General features: G+C 66.8%; 16 protein-coding genes. 8 read left to right on the top strand and 8 right to left on the bottom strand.

Translation table 11 applies throughout. The features are described 5' to 3' along the window. Window positions 1–93 precede the first annotated feature (93 nt). Window positions 94–1614 carry a catalase gene (locus tag AC4AMJ_RS07110; RefSeq protein WP_489917626.1) on the top strand — a complete coding sequence of 507 codons (1521 nt, stop codon included), beginning with the start codon at window positions 94–96 and terminating at the stop codon, window positions 1612–1614. A gap of 575 nt (window positions 1615–2189) precedes the next feature. Here the strand turns inward: AC4AMJ_RS07110 and AC4AMJ_RS07105 are convergent. Beyond that, the gene (locus AC4AMJ_RS07105) at window positions 2190–2948 is read right to left on the bottom strand and encodes a hypothetical protein (protein WP_489917625.1); all 759 of its coding nucleotides are present in this window, start codon (window positions 2946–2948) and stop codon (window positions 2190–2192) included. Between the two features lie 288 nt (window positions 2949–3236). On the opposite strand from AC4AMJ_RS07105, the gene AC4AMJ_RS07100 reads away from it, so the two are divergent. The 3 genes from AC4AMJ_RS07100 to AC4AMJ_RS07090 all read left to right on the top strand — a co-directional run bounded on the left by AC4AMJ_RS07100 (window position 3237) and on the right by AC4AMJ_RS07090 (window position 8976). Continuing rightward, the gene (locus tag AC4AMJ_RS07100) at window positions 3237–5117 is read left to right on the top strand and encodes a peroxidase family protein (protein WP_489917624.1); all 1881 of its coding nucleotides are present in this window, start codon (window positions 3237–3239) and stop codon (window positions 5115–5117) included. After that, a complete protein-coding gene (locus AC4AMJ_RS07095; RefSeq protein WP_489917623.1) occupies window positions 5114–6253 on the top strand; it encodes a catalase family protein in 1140 nt (379 codons plus the stop codon). Before AC4AMJ_RS07100 ends, AC4AMJ_RS07095 begins: the two co-directional genes overlap by 4 nt. 113 nt (window positions 6254–6366) lie before the next feature. Further along, on the top strand, window positions 6367–8976 hold the full coding sequence (locus tag AC4AMJ_RS07090) for a LuxR C-terminal-related transcriptional regulator (protein ID WP_489918391.1): 2610 nt from the start codon (window positions 6367–6369) through the stop codon (window positions 8974–8976). Window positions 8977–8995: 19 nt separating this feature from the next. Here the strand turns inward: AC4AMJ_RS07090 and AC4AMJ_RS07085 are convergent, their stop codons facing one another. Genes AC4AMJ_RS07085 through AC4AMJ_RS07075 form a run of 3 tightly spaced genes read right to left on the bottom strand, consistent with a single transcriptional unit; the run spans window position 8996 to window position 11803 of the window. Continuing rightward, window positions 8996–10627, bottom strand: coding sequence for a thiamine pyrophosphate-binding protein (locus AC4AMJ_RS07085; RefSeq protein WP_489917622.1), 1632 nt, complete (start codon window positions 10625–10627; stop codon window positions 8996–8998). A 14-nt stretch (window positions 10628–10641) separates the two neighbouring features. Then, window positions 10642–11412, bottom strand: a complete 771-nt coding sequence (locus tag AC4AMJ_RS07080) for a cyclase family protein (RefSeq protein ID WP_489917621.1) — start codon at window positions 11410–11412, stop codon at window positions 10642–10644. Window positions 11413–11455: 43 nt separating this feature from the next. Continuing rightward, window positions 11456–11803 carry a nitroreductase/quinone reductase family protein gene (locus AC4AMJ_RS07075; RefSeq protein WP_489917620.1) on the bottom strand — a complete coding sequence of 116 codons (348 nt, stop codon included), beginning with the start codon at window positions 11801–11803 and terminating at the stop codon, window positions 11456–11458. Between the two features lie 92 nt (window positions 11804–11895). Between AC4AMJ_RS07075 and AC4AMJ_RS07070 the strand changes: the two genes are divergently transcribed. The 4 genes from AC4AMJ_RS07070 to AC4AMJ_RS07055 are packed head-to-tail and all read left to right on the top strand — an operon-like array spanning window position 11896 to window position 16124. Continuing rightward, a complete protein-coding gene (locus AC4AMJ_RS07070; protein WP_489917619.1) occupies window positions 11896–13014 on the top strand; it encodes an NAD(P)/FAD-dependent oxidoreductase in 1119 nt (372 codons plus the stop codon). 45 nt (window positions 13015–13059) lie between these two features. Further along, window positions 13060–14091 carry an LLM class F420-dependent oxidoreductase gene (locus AC4AMJ_RS07065; protein ID WP_489917618.1) on the top strand — a complete coding sequence of 344 codons (1032 nt, stop codon included), beginning with the start codon at window positions 13060–13062 and terminating at the stop codon, window positions 14089–14091. A gap of 7 nt (window positions 14092–14098) precedes the next feature. Then, window positions 14099–15004 carry a DUF1295 domain-containing protein gene (locus tag AC4AMJ_RS07060; protein ID WP_489917617.1) on the top strand — a complete coding sequence of 302 codons (906 nt, stop codon included), beginning with the start codon at window positions 14099–14101 and terminating at the stop codon, window positions 15002–15004. Continuing rightward, window positions 14997–16124, top strand: a complete 1128-nt coding sequence (locus AC4AMJ_RS07055) for an NAD(P)/FAD-dependent oxidoreductase (RefSeq protein WP_489917616.1) — start codon at window positions 14997–14999, stop codon at window positions 16122–16124. The genes AC4AMJ_RS07060 and AC4AMJ_RS07055 overlap by 8 nt, the downstream gene beginning before the upstream one ends. Here the strand turns inward: AC4AMJ_RS07055 and AC4AMJ_RS07050 are convergent. The 4 genes from AC4AMJ_RS07050 to AC4AMJ_RS07035 are packed head-to-tail and all read right to left on the bottom strand — an operon-like array spanning window position 16097 to window position 19972. Continuing rightward, window positions 16097–17128 carry a TIGR03617 family F420-dependent LLM class oxidoreductase gene (locus AC4AMJ_RS07050; RefSeq protein WP_489917615.1) on the bottom strand — a complete coding sequence of 344 codons (1032 nt, stop codon included), beginning with the start codon at window positions 17126–17128 and terminating at the stop codon, window positions 16097–16099. The two genes, AC4AMJ_RS07055 and AC4AMJ_RS07050, sit on opposite strands and share 28 nt — an antisense overlap. An 11-nt stretch (window positions 17129–17139) precedes the next feature. After that, a complete protein-coding gene (locus AC4AMJ_RS07045; protein WP_489917614.1) occupies window positions 17140–18873 on the bottom strand; it encodes an NAD(P)/FAD-dependent oxidoreductase in 1734 nt (577 codons plus the stop codon). Beyond that, window positions 18870–19559, bottom strand: coding sequence for a VOC family protein (locus AC4AMJ_RS07040; RefSeq protein ID WP_489917613.1), 690 nt, complete (start codon window positions 19557–19559; stop codon window positions 18870–18872). The genes AC4AMJ_RS07045 and AC4AMJ_RS07040 overlap by 4 nt, the downstream gene beginning before the upstream one ends. After that, on the bottom strand, window positions 19556–19972 hold the full coding sequence (locus AC4AMJ_RS07035) for a hypothetical protein (protein WP_489917612.1): 417 nt from the start codon (window positions 19970–19972) through the stop codon (window positions 19556–19558). Before AC4AMJ_RS07035 ends, AC4AMJ_RS07040 begins: the two co-directional genes overlap by 4 nt. Window positions 19973–19993 lie beyond the last annotated feature (21 nt).

Raw genomic sequence — 19993 nt, 5'->3', positions numbered from 1 at the left:
GGCGCTTCGAGCCAGGAGCGTAGGATCAGCGGCGTACCTGAAACAGCCCGGGTATTTCTATGCCCATGACGGATTGACCTTCTCGGAGGCGATATGTCCGACAGCAATTCCATGTACACGACCCGTGACTCGGGAGCACCGGCAGGCAGCGATGAGCACTCGTTGACCGTGGGTGCGGGTGGGCCGATCGTCCTGCACGATCACTACCTGATCGAGCAGATGGCCCAGTTCAACCGGGAACGCATCCCCGAGCGGCAGCCGCACGCCAAGGGCAGCGGTGCCTTCGGCACCTTCGAGACCACCGCGGACGTCTCCGCCTACACGTGTGCCGGCTTGTTCCAGCCCGGGGTGAAAACCGAGATGATGGCACGCTTCTCCACGGTCGCCGGCGAGCGGGGCAGCCCCGACACCTGGCGCGATCCACGCGGATTCGCACTGAAGTTCTACACTTCCGAGGGCATTTACGACATGGTCGGCAACAACACGCCGATCTTCTTCATCAAGGACCCGATGAAGTTCCAGCACTTCATCCGGTCGCAGAAGCGTCGCGCCGACAACAATCTGCGCGACCACGACATGCAGTGGGACTTCTGGACGTTGTCGCCCGAATCGGCCCACCAGGTGACGTGGTTGATGGGTGATCGCGGGATTCCCAAGACCTGGCGACACATGAACGGTTATTCGTCGCACACCTACCTGTGGGTGAACTCCGAAGGCGTCAAACACTGGGTGAAATACCACTTCATCACAGATCAGGGCGTGGAGTTCTTCACGCAACACGAGGGTGACCAGATGGCTGCCGCCGACACCGACTTCCACACCCGCGACCTGTTCGAATCGATCGCCGGCGGCGATCATCCGAGCTGGACGCTCAAGGTGCAGCTGATGCCGTACGACGACGCGACGAAGTACCGGTTCAATCCGTTCGATCTGACCAAGGTGTGGCCGCACGGCGACTACCCGCTGCACGAGGTCGGCCGGATGACGCTGCACACCAATCCGACCGACAACCATGCCCAGATCGAGCAGGCGGCCTTCGAACCCAACAACGTGGTCCCCGGCATCGGGTTCAGCCCAGATCGCATGTTGCTCGGACGGGTGTTCTCCTATTCCGACGCCCATCGTGCACGACTCGGCGGAAACTACAAGCAGATCCCTGTGAACGCTCCGCGCAACGAGGTGCACAGCTATTCGAAGGACGGCGCGATGCGGATCACTCCGGTGACCGATCCCGTGTATGCGCCGAATTCGAAGGGCGGACCGTCAGCCGTGTATCCGGGGCAGGCCGAGCCGCAGTGGGCCGCCGATGGCGAGATTGTCCGCAGCGCCTACGTCGATCATCCGGAAGACGACGACTGGGGCCAGGCCGGGACGATGGTTCGTGAGGTCCTCGACGACGACGCACGCACACGGTTGGTCGACAACGTGGTGGGTCACCTCCTGAACGGAGTCAGCGAACCCGTCCTCGCCCGCGCCTACGAGTACTGGACCCGTATCGACCCTGACATCGGCGCCGGGATCAAGGCGGGCGTCACCGAGAAGAAGGACGAGCCCGACCCAAAGGTCGACGAGCAGGGCAATCCAGCCAGGAGTTCGATGCAGGCCAAGGTCTGATCGTCGTCGCGGCCGACCACTCGTTCTCTGAGGACGTCCGGAGCGCCAGCGGAGGACCGTCACGAAGGGCGCCCTTCGTGACGCATCGCTCGTCCCTCGCGAGGCTCCTCAGGGACCGAATGGTGACGCATCGCTCGTACCTCGCGAGGCTCCTCAGGGACCGGTGGTGACGGTGGCGAGCGCGCGATCGCGTGCCATCACGTGGCCGCGAGCGTCCATCGCGGGCCCACCACCCGATCCCTGAGGAGGTCCGGAGCGCCAGCGGAGGACCGTCACGAAGGGCGCCCTTCGTGACGCATCGCTCGTACCTCGCGAGGCTCCTCAGGGACCGAATGGTGACGGTTGCGAGCGCGCGCTTGCGTACCATCACGTGGCCGCGAGCGGCCATCGCGGGCCCACCACCCGATCCCTGAGGACGTCCGGAGCGCCAGCGGAGGACCGTCACGAAGGGCGCCCTTCGTGACGCATCGCTCGTACCTCGCGACGCTCCTCAGGGACCGGTTGGTGACGCATCGCTCCTACCTCGCGACGCTCCTCAGGGACCGAACGGTGGCGGACCCGGCAATCCCCAGGAGTCAGGGCGCGGGGGTGTCGCACGTCAACGCGGCCATGACCTGATGTGTCTTGGTGTCGATGCGGTCTTCGTCGATGCGGAGTCCTCGCCGGGTCAGCGCTGTCTCGAACGCCTCTTGCCGGGCGAGGGCCCGCGCTTCGAGGCGTTCGACTGTTTCGCCGGGGCGCGGCCAGACCCGGGTCGACAGTTCGAGGAGGTCGACGTCTCGCACGGTCCAGCGTTCGACGTGGACCGAGCACTGATCGATTGTGATCACCGGCCATGTCGTCGAGGCGACCGGCCCGAGCGTCATGAGGTGATCGATCGGCACGCCAACCGTCGTGCACGCGACCACGAACTGACGTTGAGAAGCGTCGAGCACGTGAGCCGGATCCATGCCCGTCTCCACTGCCGCCGCGACCGATCCCGGTGCGCGATTGCTGATCGCGGACGACGACATCACCTGCCGCGAACCACACCAGTCCTGCTCGAGACGGTAGGTGAAGTCGGGTTCCTCGAACGGTGCGGTCCAGCGCCCGACGAGTTGTTCGGTGACGCATGGGCGCAGCTGGACCGTCACGTCGTCGCGGTCACCGCTTCGTAGCCGTATCGCCAGATGGCTGGCGAGCAGGGGCAGCGGATCGTCTGTCACGGCCACTCGCGCCTCGGCGAACCAGATCTCCCGAGCGATCGGTTGGATGGTCGCGCAACCCAGGACGTCGAGGACGTCGGTCACAGCCGGCCGGTCGAGGTTGACCTTGATCTTGATGGGTGGGATCACCGTGTCGGCCCCTTTCTGAACTTTGCTCACTCCGACGGCGACCGGTGCACTGTCTCGACCCCGGGCGCCGCAGGCTCAGCTTCATCGTCTCTGCCGCGCACGGACCTGACGCGAGTACGCCGCTACCTCAGTCGTACGACCCCCCTCGCACGCCGATCGAGTAGAACGAGTAGTCGACTACTCATCCCAAGCAACTCCCAACCGGACATACTGGTGATTGCGGCGAACAGGGGTCGGGATGACGCCGGGGCCGTGCATCACTCTCCAGAGGCACTCTCGGAGGTCGCCATGCTCGGGAAGCACACGCCAACGGGCGGAAACGCTGGTGTGGGGTCGGAATGTCAAACCACCACGGTCGACACGCGCGGGTCCGTGACCAGGTATCTCGCCGCTACCGCGGAACGGATTGACCATTCGGTGGGTTGGGCCCGCCTCTGGACACCCGCAGGGTTGGCGGTTCTGGTTGGTCTTCGTAGCCAGTTGCGTGCCCACAACCTGGTGGACACCGGTCGTCCGGGCGCACTTCTGCCTCCCGGCGAGCGAGATGACCATCGCGCACGAACGATCGACGGCACGTACAACAACCTGCAATCACCCCGAGTGGGTGCCAGCGGCAGCCTCTTCGGCCGCAACATACCGGCCGAGCAGACGTTTCCCGAGCCGCCGGATCAAATCCTCGAGCCCAACCCGCGGTTGATCAGTCGGCGTCTCCTGGCACGAGACCATTTTCGACCGGCCACCACGCTCAATCTGCTCGCCGCGGCCTGGATTCAGTTCGAGGTGCACGACTGGTTCAGTCATGCCCCCTCAGACGCTGATTGGACCATCGACCTCTCCCCCGACGACAACTGGTCCCACGGAGCGATGACGTTCGCACGGACCGCCCCGGCCCCATCGTCCGCCCGTGGTGCACCGCCCACTTTCGCCACCACGGTCTCACACTGGTGGGATGGCTCCCAGATCTACGGCGAGACAAAGGAATATGCGAAAGCGATCCGGACCCGCAAAGGTGGCAAGATTAGGCTCGATGATGACGGACTCCCGCCCGCCGACACCGAGCGTCTGCTCGACCCCGAGGGGCAGGCCGCGAACTTCTGGGTCGGCCTGGCGTTGCTGCACTCGTTGTTCCTGCGCGAGCACAACGCGATCTGCGATCGTCTGGCCGCGGCGTACCCGCATCTGAAGTCCGACGACCAGCGACTCTATGACACCGCGCGACTGATCAACTCCGCCCTGATGGCAAAGATCCACACCATCGACTGGACCCCCGCGGTCATCGCCCACCCCACCACCGTGGCCGCGATGCGCGGCAACTGGTTCGGTCTCCTGGGCGAGCGGATCCGGCGTCGGTACGGGCGGGTCACCGACAACGAGGTCCTGTGCGGTATCCCCGGATCGCCGACCGAGGACAGCGGCGTGCCGTTCTCGCTCACCGAGGAGTTCGTGGCCGTCTACCGGATGCACCCACTGATTCCCGACGATGTCGAGATCCGCACGCTGGGTGGCAACGCGGTGTGCCCTGACACGCTTGTCAACAAATACGCGATGGCCGACATGCTCGCCGGCGACGTGCGCACCCGCCTTCGGGAAAGGTCACGGCCGGACCTGCTGTATTCGTTCGGGCGTGCCAATCCGGGTGAGTTGACGCTGCACAACTTTCCGCTCTCGATGCAGAACCTGCCGCGTCCCGACGGCCGGACGCTCGACCTCGGCACCGTCGACATCATGCGTATCCGTGAGCGGGGTGTCCCTCGGTACAACGAGTTCCGCAATTTGCTGCGTTTGCCGCGGGTCAAGACGTTCGATGAGATGACCGACAACCCGGGATGGGCCTGCGAACTCGAGCAGGTTTATCGCGACGTCGACAAGGTGGACCTCATGATCGGCCTACTCGCCGAACCGAAGCCACCCGGGTTCGGCTTCAGCGACACCGCATTCCGGATCTTCGTGCTGATGGCCTCGCGCAGGCTGTCCTGCGACCGCTTCTTCACCACCGATTTCCGCCCGGAGGTCTACACCGAAATGGGGATGGCGTGGGTGCGGGACAACTCGATGAGGTCGGTCCTGCTGCGTCATCACCCAACGCTGGCGCCGGCATTGGCCGGCGTCAGCAATCCGTTTGCGCCCTGGAACATTCCGACACGACCCGAGAAGGACTCATCACGATGACCGACGTCGCGACACCGTCCCTCACCTACCTCGAATTCGGCGAGGACATCGAAGAGCCTCGCGCCGACGAAGCAGCCGACATCGACAAGATCGTCAGCGCCCTGCGCGGCAACAACGAACGCGCCTATCGCAAACTCAAGCGTGGCATTCGTGATGCCCACGCCAAGAGTCACGGCATCCTGCGGGGCGAACTCGAGGTCCACGCCGGATTGGCACCAGAACTGGCACAGGGGTTGTTCGCCGCACCTCGCACGTACCCGGTCATCGCCCGGTTGTCGAGCACCTCCGGTGCGATCCGCAGCGATCAGTTACGCGGTGTCCGCGGACTGGGTATCAAAGTCATCGGGGTCGATGCCAAGGCCATCGGGGTCGACGGCACGCGGGCGCTGACGGACGACACCGCGAACACCCAGGACTTCATCATGGTGACCCACCGCGAGTTCCTGTTCGCCGACGCGCACGCCTACAGCGGACGAGGGATGTTGTTCGCCAAGGCGCTCGCACGCCTGTCCGACCCCGCAATCAAGGTGGGCAGCGAGTTGCTCGGTTCCCTGGACACGCGCGTCCTCAAGCCGGTCGGCAAAGGGCTACCGGAGAGCCTCAGGGTGTTCATCAGCCCCAACACCCACATCCTCGGCGACACCTTTCACACCTCGGCGCCTTTGCGGTACGGCAAATACATCGTCAAGATGCGCCTGGTACCCGCCTCACCCGAGGTGCGTGCCCTTGCCGGGCTCCGAGTCCCCGACAGCACCGGCATCAACGCGTTCCAGGATATGGTGATCGACTTCTTCGCTTGTCACAGTGCGGAATACGCATTGCAGGTCCAGCTGTGTACTGACCGGGTGGCTATGCCGATCGAGGACGCGACCAAGCGATGGGACGACACGGTGTCCCCGTACCGAACCGTCGCGACCATCCGGTACCCGAAGCAGGATCCGTACACACCGGAACGACGCGCCTTCGGCGACGACGTCCTGTCCTTCAACTCCTGGCGGGGCCTCGACCTCCATCGCCCGCTCGGGTCCATCAACCGCCTCAAGAAGAAAGTGTATGAGGCGTCGAGTCAGTACCGTCACCAGGTGAACAATGCACCCGTCCTGGAGCCGTCGGATTCGTCGCAGCTGCCGCCATGACCACGACACGACCGTTACGACTGCGCGGCACGACGCCCGGCACCGTCGATGCCCATCCCGCCACGCCGCGTTCCCGCAGCCCGCGACTGCGCCCGGCTCTATACTCGGGACGTATGGATGGCCGTTGGCAATTGCTCGGCCGGCCGACCGAGCATGACGCGATTCGTTCGGCACTGACGAGCGAGGCCTGCGGTGTCGTGCTCGTCGGTTCCGCCGGCGTCGGCAAGACAACCTTGGCGCGTACGGTCACCGCATCCCTCGACGCCGCCGTCCACTGGGCCGCGTGCACCGAGTCGTCGCGGGCAATCCCGCTCGGCGCCTTCGCTCCCTGGGTTCAGCTGTCCCCCAGCTCCTCGCGTGACCCGATCGGCGCGCTCGTCTCGGCCCGCGAAGCCCTGGTGGCCGAGCACGACACCGTCATCGGTGTCGATGATGCGCATCTCCTCGATCAGCTGTCGGCAACTCTGCTCCACCAGATCGCCATCGAACGGTCGGCACGGATCGTGGCGACGGCCCGCAGCGGTGAGCCGGTCCCGGATGCGGTGACCACATTGTGGAAGGACGGCTATCTGACGCGAATCGAGTTGGAGCCGTTCAGCAAGGAACAGTGCACGAACCTCGTCGAGATGGTGCTCGGCGGTACGTTGGAGGGCCTGTCCGCCGACGTGATCTGGGAATCATCCGGGGGCAACCCCCTGTTCCTGCGCAACATGGTCGAAGGAGCCGTCGAAGCCGGGACCCTGTCGGAGGTGAACGGGGTCTGGCAGCTCCGCGGGCCCACTGCGGTCCCGTCCGGGTTGGTGGCCCTCATCGATGCCCGGCTCGACCGCGCCGGGCAAGAGGTGGTCGACGCCTTGAAACTGCTGGCGCTCTACGAGCCGCTCGACCTCGACTCCCTCGTCGAGTTGTCCGGCGAGAAAGCCGTCGACGCTGCGGAGGTCCAGGGTCTGATCCGCATCACTCGGGACGGTGCGGTGGTCAATGCGCGTTTCAATCATCCCGTGTACGGCGACGTCATCCGTCGCCGGATCGGCACGGTCGCCGGTCGGACGCTGCGCGCGCGGATCGTCGCGATCCTGCGTGATCATCCGATCAACTCGGCGGCCGACCGTATCCGGATCGCGCGGCTGTGCGTGGACGGAGACCAGGAGATCGACCTCAAGCTGTTGATCTCGGCAGCCAAAGATGCCGTTGCTCTGACGAATCTTCCACTCGGCGAACGACTCGCGCGCGCGGCCCGCGACCGGGGCGCGGGCCTCGCGGCCGCCGAACTCCTGTCGCGGGCACTGCTCTGGCAGGGCCGTCTGGCTGAGTCCGACGAGGTGCTGGCCCACTACGACCCCGATGAGCTCGGCGAGCTCGAGCTCGTGCAGTGGGGCATCGCCCGGATGAGTCAGTTGTTCTGGTCGTCCCGCGATGTGGATCGCAGCGATCAGATCCTGCAGCTGCTGCGGGATCGCGTCGAGCACCCGGCGCTACGGCTCGCCGTGGACGCGGTGGGTGCGGCGATGGCCGTCCACGAAAACCGGATCGAAGAAGGCATCGAACTGGCCGAATACGTACTCGCCAATCCGGAGTCGCCCCGGCAGGCGATCGAGTTCGCCGCCTTCACCACCGGACTCGCGATGCCGGTCGCCGGCCGTGGGTACGATTTCGAACCCATCGCCGCGCGATGCCGGCCTGAACACAAGCCGACCGATGGCCAGATAAAGGTCATGGTCCGTTACGGCGATGTCCTGGCGCTGACCATGGTCGGCGACCTCGACCAAGCGGAGCGGCGGGCTGCCGAGTACGCGGAGTTCTCCTCGTCGGGTCAGTTCGTCGGCTGGGCCATCGCCAAGATCATGGCGGGGCTGGTCGCCGTCTACCGCGGCGCGTTCCGCGCCGCGGTCACCGACATCGAGCAGGCATTGGCGGCGTTGAACGCCGACTCATCGCTTCCCTGGCGATTGCCTGCTCGACTCATCCTCGTCCGGGCTTACGCCGCACTCGATGACGTGGCCAAGGCGCAGTGTGTGATCGACGACGCCGAGGAACACTCCGGGCAGTACATGGCGCTGCACGAGCCCCAACGAGTGATCGCCCGTGCGTGGATCGCTGCGGCCTCCGGGAGCACGCGTTCGGCCATCGAACTGGCTCACCGGGCAGCCGACATCGCTCATGAATCCGGGCAATTCGCCCTCGAGGCCGAAGCATTGCACCACGCCGCACGCTTCGGCGATCGGGGGGTCGCCGAACGACTCGCCGCAGTCCGTCCCTTGGTCCAGGGACCGATCGCCGGTCTGTACGCACGCCATGCCGAGGCGGTTGCGGACGCTGATCCGGCGGCCCTGCACGATGTCAGTGCGCAGTTCGAAGAGGTGGGTCTCATGTTGTCGGCGGCGGACGCGGCAGCCCATGCCGTTCCGCTGTACGACCGGGCCGGTCGTCGGCGCGAGAGCGCGGAGTCCGGGGCACGCGCCGCGCGGTTGTCCAACCGATGCGACGGCGCGACCACCCCCGCGATCCGCGCCGCGGCGCGGCCGTTGCCGGTGACCGCGCGCGAACGCGAGATCACCGCGCTCGTCGCGCAGGGACTGAGCAACCGGGAGATCGCCGACAAGCTGACCGTGTCGATTCGCACCGTCGAGGGCCACATCTATCGCGCATGCATCAAATTGGACGTGGCCGACCGCGACGCACTCGCACGCATCGTCTGGGAGAACGACGGGGACCAGGCGTGACCCACCGGCACCACCGGGATCAGTGCCCCCGGAAGGCCTCGGCCAGCCACCAGGAACCCCCGTCGGAGGCGATCTTCGCGTCGACGACCATGACCCCGTCCGGCGAGTCCACCCAGGCCGCAACCGCTTTCATGTCGTCGCGGTTGCGGACGGTCACCGCGTAGGCGCCGAACCCGCGGGCCAGTGCGGCGATGTCGGTGTCCGGAAACGTCACCGCGCCGAGATCGGCGTCCCTGCCGAAATGGTGGACCTCGGCGCCGTAGGCGGCATCGTCGTAGACCGCGACCATCATGGGACGTCCCAGGCGGACGGCTGTCTCGAGTTCGGCGACGCTCATCAGGAACCCGCCGTCGCCCGCGGCCACCACGGCCAGCCGATGCGGTTGGGTGAGCATGGCTCCGATACCGCTGGCCAGGCCGAGACCGATCGACTGGAACGCCTGCGTGAACATGAAGCCGTGCTGGTCGGGCACGCGCAGGTACGCGCTCGGGTAGCCCATGAAGTTTCCGGAATCGACGGCGACGATCCGTTCGGCCGGCAGGATCTCGTCGAGGAGGGTGCTGAAAACCCGCGGGTCGATGTGTTCGGCCGTGGACAGATCCGATGTCGGCACATCGTTCCACCACCGCCCGGAGGCAAGGCGACCTGCCACCGCGTCGGTGCGGTAGCCGACACGTCGGGGACCGCAAAGCTCCAGTAGATCCTGAGCCGTCGCTGCGCAGTCACCATGAACGCCCAGCGAGATCGGCCGGTGGGTGCCCAGCGCCGACAGTTCGTCGTCGACCTGCACGACCCGCGTGTCCGGGCCGATCAGCGACCCTTGGCGCATCGTCCACATGTTGAGCGCGCAGCCCCAGCCGATGATGAGGTCGGCGTCGGCGATCAGCTCCGCGGTCGACGGACTGGAGAACCCGCCCGAGATCCCGAGGTCGTACACGTCACCGACGAACAAGCCGTTGGCGACGGCCGATGTCGCCACGAGCGCGCCAACCCGATCGGCCAGATCGGCGAGCAGAGGTCCCGCGTCCCGCGCACCGCGACCCGCAACGAAAACCGGGCGCTCGGCCGCCATGATCATCTCGTGCAGGGCGGCAACGGATCTCGCGGATGCCCGGATGGGATCGGGCGCGTCAGGGGCCGCGATCGCACTCACCTGCTCGACGGTGGCGGCCTGGACGTCGAGGGGCAGGTTCAGCACCACCGTCCGCCGGCCGTGCACGGCGGTGCGGTAGGCACGCACCACATCCGCAACCACGGATGCGGGGCTGTGCACACGTTCGGGGATCGCGCCCACACTCCGCACCAGATCATCTTGGTCGATGCGGAAGTTCGACAGGACCGCCGATCCTGCGGTGTCGGCGGCCAGGACGATCATCGGAGTCCGGCTCTTCGCGGCCTCGCCGATCCCGGTGACGGCATTGGTGAGCCCACACCCCTGATGCACCGACACGACCGCCGGACGATCCGCGAGCCGCCCGTAGGCGTCGGCCATGGTCGCGGCACCGCCCTCATGACGAGTCGCGACGAACGGCACGCCGGCTGCCCGCAGTGCGTTCGTCACGACGAAGTTCCCGCTGCCGACGACACCGAACGCGGCACCCACGCCCAGTTCAGCCAGGGTTGCCCCCACGACCTCGGACACCGATGGCATCACAACACTCCGGGTCAGGCCGGGACGAAGGCGAGAACTCGTGCCGGAGAGCCGGTTCCGCCGACGATCGGCAGCGGCGAGACCACCAGCATCGCGCCCTCGGCCGGCAACGATTGGAGATTCTGCAGCTGCGTCAACCCGTATTTGTCCGCACCGAGCAGATGGTGGTGGACGGGGAACAGCGGATCCATGCCGCCTGCCTGACCGGCGTCGATGCCCACCGTCTCCACGCCGAATCCGGAGATCGGTGAGGAGGCCAGCCACTCGGCGCCGGCCACCGAGACGCCGGGGCTGTGCGGACCGTCATCGTCGGCATTGAGGAATGCCGCGGGGTCGGTGTTGAAACGGCTCCATCCCGTCTTGAAGAGCAACCAGGCACCTTCCGGTAGCGGCCCGTGCTCGGCGATGTGTGCCTCGAAGTGGTCGGGTCTGAGCAGGAAGTCGGCGTCGGCGGCGACCTCGGCGGTGAAGTCGAGCACCACCGCCGGCCCGATCAGCCGCGACGGCGGAATCCGATCCACGGAGAGCCCGTCCCGCCCGGTGGCCCAGTGCGTCGGGGCGTCGAGGTGGGTGCCGGTGTGTTCACCGGTGTGCAGGTTGTTCCAGCCCCAGAAGGGACCGTCGTCATCGAAGTCGCTGACCTTCTCCATCGACAGCGGGATCGTGTTCGCGAATGGCGGTGGTAGCTGGAGCACCGGCGTCTGTGGACTCAGCGGTGCGGTGAGGTCGACGACCTCGACTGCTCCACTCCCGAGCGCGGACAGGAGGTCGGAGATGGCGGACATCGAGGTCACCTTTCTGGGAGATCACGGGTCGCGAGTGCGGCCTTCATGCCACTGGATCCAGAGCGATCCGTACGCTCACAGCGCCCTCCGGGCCGCGAGTGCTCACCGCATGACCGGTCCGGATTCCACCGTCCAAGGTCAACGAGATGGAGGCCCCTGCACCGGTGAAGTTACGCCACCACCCCTTCTTGTCCGGCATCGCGACACCGACGGTGACGGTGTCGCCGTCGCGGCGGTAGCCGACCGCCAACTCGAACTGCTTGCCGGACTTGCGTCCGGTGTACGTCAACACAGTGAGCGAACGGCCCGCAATCGTGCGCACTCCGGGCAGTCGCAGGGCGGGCGCCACAACCTTGTTGACCGTGGCGGCCATCTGCTGGAACCGATTCACTGTCGCAGTCCTCTCGTCCGGCAGGTTCCGACCCTACCCGAGAATCCGGCGCCGACGCCGCTGGGAGGTCGGCTGCGGCTAGGCTCGATCCCGTGGTGGAGACCGTTGACGTGGTGGTCGTCGGCGCGGGGGTGATCGGCGTCGCCGTCGCACGTCATCTCGCGCTCGACGGGCGGTCGGTGGTGGTTCTCGAACGCGAAGATGCGGTTGGTACACAGACGAGTTCACGCAACTCCGAGGTGATCCACGCCGGCATCTACTATGCGCACGGAAGCCGCAAGGCCTCCGCCTGTGTCGCGGGACGTGAACTGCTCTACCGCTACTGCGCCGACCGGGGCATCCCCCACCGGCGGACCGGCAAGCTGATCGTGGCGACCACGGCGCAGCAGCTCGCCGAGCTCGATGCGATCGCGCGCCGAGCTGAACTCAACGGTGTCCACGATCTGCGCCGTGTGGACGACGTCGAGCTCGGTGAGCTGGAGCCCGAGGTCGCCGGTGTGGGTGCGCTCTTCTCGCCGTCGACCGGCATCGTCGACAGTCATGCACTCATGCGTGCGCTGCGACACGACGCCGAGGACGCCGGCGCGATCATCGCTCTCCGCAACGAGGTGATCGCAGGCTGTGTCCGGCCCGGTCAGGTGACGGTGCTCGAGGTGGCGGGGGCCGGGAGGCTCGGGTGCCGCGCCCTCGTCAACTGTGCCGGGCTCGGCGCGTGGGATCTGGTGCGCCTGCTGGACGGGTTCCCGGTCGACCGGATACCGCCCCGTCGCCTCGCGAAAGGCAGCTATTTCACATTGCGATCCGGAAGGGCCCCGTTTCGGCATCTGATCTATCCGGTTCCGGTCGACGGCGGACTCGGTGTGCATCTGACCCTCGACCTCGGCGGTGGCGCGCGATTCGGACCGGACGTCGAGTGGACCGATGCCGTCGACTACGACGTCGACCCCGACCACGCCGATCGGTTCAGCACGGAGATTCGGCGTTATTGGCCCGGACTCCCCGACGACGCGCTGCAGCCGGACTTCGCGGGGATCCGGCCCAAACTCAGCGGGCCGGGCGAACCCGCGGCCGACTTCCTGCTGCAGGACCGGTCGGTCCACGGGATCGAAGGTCTGGTCAATCTGTTCGGCATCGAGTCACCCGGGCTGACCTCGTGCCTGGCCCTGGCCGACGATGTCGCCGCGACGCTCGGGGGCGACCCGTTACGGTGAGGAAACCCCGTCGGAGTGCCGGCGGTGGAACGACACAGGAGTGAGATGAAACTCGGTCTACAACTGGGATATTGGGGAGCGCAGCCGGCGACGAATCACGCCGAGTTGGTGGCCGCGGCCGAAGCGGCGGGCTTCGACAGCATCTTCACCGCCGAGGCGTGGGGCTCGGACGCCTACACGCCTCTCGCCTGGTGGGGTTCGTCGACCGAACGCGTACGTCTCGGTACTTCCGTGCTCCAGCTCTCGGCCCGCACACCGACGGCCTGCGCGATGGCCGCCCTGACCCTCGATCATCTCTCGGGCGGACGCCACATCGTCGGCCTGGGCGTGTCCGGGCCCCAGGTCGTCGAAGGATGGTACGGACAGCGATTCGCCAAGCCACTGGGCCGGACCCGCGAGTACATCGACATCATGCGTCAGGTCTGGGCGCGTCAGGCACCGGTGACCAGTGCAGGTCCGCACTATCCGCTGCCGCTGACCGGGCCGGACACCACTGGTCTCGGCAAGCCACTCAAGCCGATCACCCACCCCCTGCGCTCTGACATCCCGGTCATGCTCGGCGCCGAAGGGCCCAAGAACATCGCATTGGCCGCGGAGATCGCCGACGGCTGGTTGCCGCTGTTCTACACCCCGCGTCTGGCCGACACCTACAACGAATGGCTCGACGAGGGATTCGCCCGACATGGTGCCCGGCGCAGCCGCGACGATTTCGAGATCTGTGCCACCGCCCAGATCGTCATCACCGACGACCGCGTCGGCACCTACGAGGCGATCAAACCGTTCCTGGCGCTGTACATGGGTGGAATGGGCAGCGAGGACACGAACTTCCACGCCGAGGTCTACCGCCGTATGGGCTACACCGAGGTCGTCGACGAGGTCACCGAACTGTTCCGCAGCGGCCGGAAGGACGAAGCGGCCCGCATCATCCCCGACGATGTCGTCGAGGATTCGGCGATCGTGGGCGACATCGACCATGTGTCCGCGGAGGTGAAGCGGTGGGAGGCGGCCGGCGTGACCACGATGCTGGTGTCCCCCGGCAGCGTCGCCGAAATCGACCAGCTCGCCACCCTGATCTGACCGGCGAATGGACGAACACGCCACCGATGGTCGGGCCGCCGGGCTGACACGTATCGCCATCGCCTACGTTGCGGCGATCGCGGTCGCCGCGGTCTGGCTGGCCTGGGGGCCGTCGACCGACACGCTGTGGCTGGACACGTTGATCGCCGACCTGCTCGCGACACTGGTGATTTTCGCGTTCAGTCGCGGCTACCACAATTCCAGTTTCTACGACGCCTATTGGAGCGTCATACCGCCACTGCTGCTGGGCTATTGGTGGTGGCGCGGTGATCTCGGCATCGACGACGTCCGGTGCTGGCTGCTCGCCGTCGTGGTGCTGGTGTGGGCCATCCGACTGACCACCAACTGGGTCATGACATTCCCCGGTCTCCACCATGAGGACTGGCGCTACGGACAGCTGCGCGAGGACGCCGGGCGGTGGGCGGTGCCGGTGGATCTCTTCGCCATCCACGTCATCCCGACGCTGCAGGTGTTCGTCGGAATGCTGCCCGTGTACATCACGGTCACCCGACCCGCCGAGGGACCCGCATGGCTCGTCGTACTGGCGTTCGTCATCGGACTCGGCGCCGTCGCACTGGAGACCGTCGCCGATGCGCAACTGCGACGGTTCGCGCATCGGCGCCGCCCGGGCGACGTGATGGACCGGGGCGTGTGGGGCTGGTCTCGGCACCCCAACTACTTCGGCGAGTTCTCGTTCTGGTTCGCCCTTGCACTCTTCGGGGTGGCCACTGCGCCGTCGGACGCGTGGTGGCTGTTCGCCGGCGCCGCGGTGATGCTGGCGCTGTTCGAGGGCGCCAGCATCCCGATGATGGAGAAACGCAGCCTCGCGCGCCGTCCCGGCTATCAGGATGTCATCGACCGCGTACCGCGATTCGTGCCGCGGCCACCGCGAAAGGTCGCTGCCCGTGACTGATCGTGCCGCCCGGCCACGCATCGTCATCGCCGGGCTCGGTGACACCGGGGTCCTCACCGCGATCCATCTGGCCGGAAAGGTCGATGTGGTCGGCGTCTCGGTCAAACCGGGCCTGGTGAGCGGCCAGGAAGTCGGCAATCGGATCACCCGACCCGACATGTGGCGACGGGACTACTGGCGTACCTTCGGCAGGTTCCGCGGGCTCGACCGGGTACGTACCGTCCACGGGACCCTCGTCGGACTCGACCCTGCGTCGCGCCAGGTTCACGTACGACTCGGTGACGGTGCGGTGGCGTCGGAAGCCTACGACGTGCTGGTGATCTCGACCGGAGTCCGGAACGGGTTCTGGCGGCAGCCCACCTTCCAGTCGGCGGCACAGATCGACGCGGACCTCGCGGCGACTCATGCCCGGCTCGCCGGGGTCAGCACCGTCGCGGTGATCGGCGGCGGCGCGGCAGCGGTGAGCAGTGCAGGCAACATCGCAGCGGTGTGGCCGTCCAAGGAGGTGGACCTGTACTACCCGGGTGATCGGGCTCTCCCCCACCATCATCCGCGGGTCTGGCGGCATGTTCGCGCACGACTCGAACGGCTCGGAGTCCGCCTGCACCCCGGACATCGTGCCGAGCTACCCGCCGACCAAGGCATCGATCAGATCACCGACGACCCCGTCACCTGGTCCACCGGCCAGGCGCCGGTCCGCGCCGACGCCGTCCTGTGGGCGATCGGAGCGGTGCGACCCAACACCGAGTGGCTACCCCGCGACATCCTCGACGATCGGGGTTTCGTTCGTGTGACACCCGAACTGCACGTGGTCGGGCACGACGACATCTTCGCCGTCGGCGACGTGGCCGCCACGGATCCGCTCCGGAACTCGGCTCGCAATCGCGCCGACCGTCTCGTCGCACACAACGTCGTGGCATCTCTGGCCGGGCGCAGATTGCGCAGCTACCGTCCGCGACATCGCAGGTGGGGTTCGGTGCTGGGCGTCCAGCGCGACGGATTGGAGGTCTTCGCGCCCAACGGCCGACCGCTCCGGTTCCCGGCGTGGTCGATCGAATCGGTACTGCAGCCGTGGATCGTGCGTCGCGGCATCTACCGGGGTGTACGGGACGAATCGTGAGCGTGCAGCGTCGCGACGAGGTCGGCGATGTCATCGCGGTCCGGCCCGTAATGCGGGAAGTAGCAACACACCTCCGACGACATCGCGCCGAATCGCAGACGAAGCTGTTCGGCACATTCCTCGGGTGTCCCGACGACGCCGATGGTGGCGACCATCTCGTCGGTGATCAGTCGTCGCATCTCAGCGAAGGCGCCGACTTTCGACAGGCTGTTCAGTCGTGGCTGGAGGTCGCCCCATCCCTCGACATCGAGGACCGGCCGATAGGCCGGCGTCGAACCGTAGAACGCGATCAGCATCGCGACCCCGTCGATCGCAGCGCGTATCTGCTGCTCGTCGCGACCCATGGCGACCATGGCCTGCGCGACGACCGAGAAATCTTCGGGCGTCCGGCCGCTGCGGCGCAGCCCCTCCTCGACAGCCGGGAGGGTGCGATCGGCCAGGTGGCGCGAACTGTTGAAGGGCATCACGAGCAGACCGTCGGCGACCTGCGCCGCCGTCCGGCTCATGACGGGTCCCAGGGCTCCGAGGAACACCGGCGGCGGCCCGTATGGATTGGGACCCGGGTCGAAGTTCGGTGTCATCAATGTGTGCGTGGTGAATTCTCCTCGAAAGTTCAACGGCGACTTGCCTTCCCAGGCATCAAAGATCGCTGCGACAGCCAACACCGTCTCGGCCATGCGCGCGGCCGGACGACCCCAGGTCGAACCGTAGCGTTTCTCGATGTGCGGCCGGATCTGCGAACCCAGCCCCAAGCGGAATCGGCCGCCGCTATAGGCCTGGAGGTCGTAGGCCGAATGAGCCAGGTGCATCGGGCTACGCGGACCGGCGATGGCGACGTTCGTCATCAGATCCAGATCGGTCTGCGCTGCGGCGATCAGCAATGGGAAGAACACGTCGTGGCGACCCTCGAAGGTGAACACACCGTCGGCACCGAGTGCCGCCGCATCGCGCGCCGCTACCCCCGCTTGATCGGGACGCTCGGCCAACTGCAGGTGCACGCGCATCCGGCCTACTGTCACGAGGTACTGGCCTCACGCAACGATTCCAGCCAGGAATGCACGAGCGGCACCACACTGGCCCCTTCCCCGCTCGCGGAGGCGACACGCTTCATCGACCCGGCCCGGATGTCGCCGGCCGCGAACAGGCCGGGTTCACTGGTCGCGAGATTGGCGGGCGGGACGTCGCCGGGCCAGCGGTGCTTGGGCACATCGCGGCCGGTGAGCACGAAGCCATCGCTGTCGAGTTCGACCCCGTCGGGCAACCAGTCACAGTGCGGTGATGCGCCGAGGAGCAGGAACAGACCGCCTGCCGAGCATCGCTCATCGCGTCCGGTAGTCCTGTCGCGCAACGTGATCCATTCGAGACGGCCATTGCCGCCACCATCGACGACCTCCGACGATCCGCGCACGGTGATCCGTGGATTGAACGAGATCTCACCGATCAGGTACTGCGACATGGTCGCCGAGAGGTCGGCACGCCGGATGACGATGGTCACCGAGCGCGCATAGCGGGCCAGGTGGATGGCTGCCTGGCCGGCCGAGTTGCCGCCGCCCACCACGAACACATCCTGACTGTCCATCTCGCGGGCGGCGCTCATCGCGGCGCCGTAGTGGACTCCGACGCCGACGAGTTCCTCGAGGGCGGCGACCCCGAGACGGCGGTAGGCGACGCCGGTGCTGATCAACACCGAGCGGGAACAGACCTCGCCGCCGGCGGTCACCAGCCGATAGGGTGCCAGCGAATCCTCGATGAGCAGACGTTCGACCGGCCAGCCGGTGAAGATCCGCGCCCCGAACCGTATCGCCTGGGTGCGTGCCCGCTGGGCCAGGCGCATCCCGGAGATGCCGCGCGGGAAACCCAGATAGTTGCGGATCATCGAGCTGGTGCCGGCCTGTCCGCCGATCGCCTCGGACTCGATGACCACGGTGCTGAGACCCTCGGATGCGGCGTACACGGCGGCGGCGAGTCCGGCGGGTCCGGCACCGACCACGGCGAGGTCGACGACCGTTTCCACCTCGACGTCTGATGGGCGGCCGTAGATCATGACCGCGACGTCGCGCACCGATTCGGGTGCGATCACCTGCGTGCCCGGACCGCGGAGGGACTGGACGAGAGGATGGTTCGGGGTGCTGTCGGCGGGATTGCCGTTGCCGTCGGCGGCGTACTGTTCGGCGGCTGCGCGGCCCTCGGGGCTGTCGGGTGCGAAGGTGCGGTACGGCATCCCCATCCGATCCAGGAAGTCCCGGATCGCCATCGTGAGCGGGGTCAACTCGGTGCTGATGATCCGAAGCACCTCGACCTCGGGTGCCGCGACCGTGGCACCCCAGTCGGACAGGAGTTCGGTGACGGCGTAGTGGAATTCCTCGTCGCGGGGACCGCGCGGAATCAACAGGAAGGTGTCGAACTTCCCCTTCTGCAGCGCCGGTCGCAGGGTTTCACTGTGGTCGGTGAACCTACTCCAATGGATTCCTACGATGCGCCGCGCCGTCGGGATGATGCTGCGGAAGGCGCTCAATGCCTCCAGCAGGTTCATGTCGGGCAACTCGGATTCGGTGAGGATCATGGCGATCGGTCGTCCGTCGCTACGCAGACGACTCAGCAGGGTGATCCCCTCGATCGCCGAGCCCGCACACGTGACGTCGTAGTCGCCTCGGTAGCGCTCGAACTGCGCCATCAGGGTCTCGGCGTGCTCGGCGGACACCAGAACGATCGCTGGCCTGCGACCGTTGTCCGCGGACGGTGTTGTCATGCGTCCAGTCTCTCAGGCCCGATGACAACTGTTCGGGTGGCGAGGTCCCGATCGCGGATGGTGAAGAGCCTCGTGCCGGGTTTCTTCCCGATCCGGACCCCGCTGGTCGGCATCCCCCGCTCGGTGAGTCGGCGGTGTGCTTCGTCGACGTCAGGTGTGCGCCAGGCGATGCCCCACAGGGTGCAGCTCCGGTGCCCGTCGGATTCGGTGTCCGCGCCGGTCACGACCTCGACGACCAGATCGGCCGCGCGGAAGAACAGTTGTCGGACACCGTTGCCGAGGTCGCGATCAAGCCGGAAATCCAGGCCGAGGGTGGCGCCGAACAGCGCGAGCGCTCGATCCCGGGTGGGCGCCGTGAACACCAGGTGGTCGATGCCGGTGATGTCGGCGTGACTCGCGGGGCGCGCTGCTATGTAGCCGGTGACGCCCACCTGTTCCTCGTCGGAGAGACCGCGCCGGCCCAGCAGGCGCTCGGCCCCGGTGAGATCGTCGACCCCGAAGGCCACGTGGTGACCCGAATCGGTCCCGAGATGCCAGCGAATCGACCCGTTGTCGAACGCGACATAGTCGGTCGAGGACTCCCCGCTGACGGGTTGGTCCATCAGCCGCGCGTAGGCACGGCGCGCCGCGATGGGGTCCGCGGATTCCAGCTCGACGACCACCCCGCGCAGTTCGAGTCCGGTCATATCGCCGGCTTGCTCGTGATATGCCATGCGCCGCAGACGCATTGGTAACAGCGAAGCGTGACGTCGGGTCCGGTGTGCCGGCGGACGTCGGCGATGCCATCGCGAGCCAGGTTTTCGGCCGCGAACGCGACCTTCTGCGGGGTCGGGCACGAGGGCGTGGCAGAGCGCACGCCTCGACGCCTCCGTCGAGATGGCCGCCGGGCCGCGGTCCGCGACTCGACATCCCGATAGAACGCCTCGAGATCATCGTCGGTGAACGATCTGTCGTCGGACCGAGTCTCTCCCGCCGGCCGATCGGGTGGTCGGACCGGGACTGCGCGTTGCTTCGGAGGTCGCCGACTCACCGAATCGGCGGCGGTGCGTGACTCGATGTCCCGATAGAACGCTTCGAGGTCGTCGTCGGAGAACGGCACGAACCCCAGTCTAGAGGTGTC

The organism is Gordonia sp. LMA484, assembly GCF_058129505.1.
Note: the sequence above shows the minus strand (reverse complement) of the source record. Positions and strands in the feature narration are given on the sequence as shown.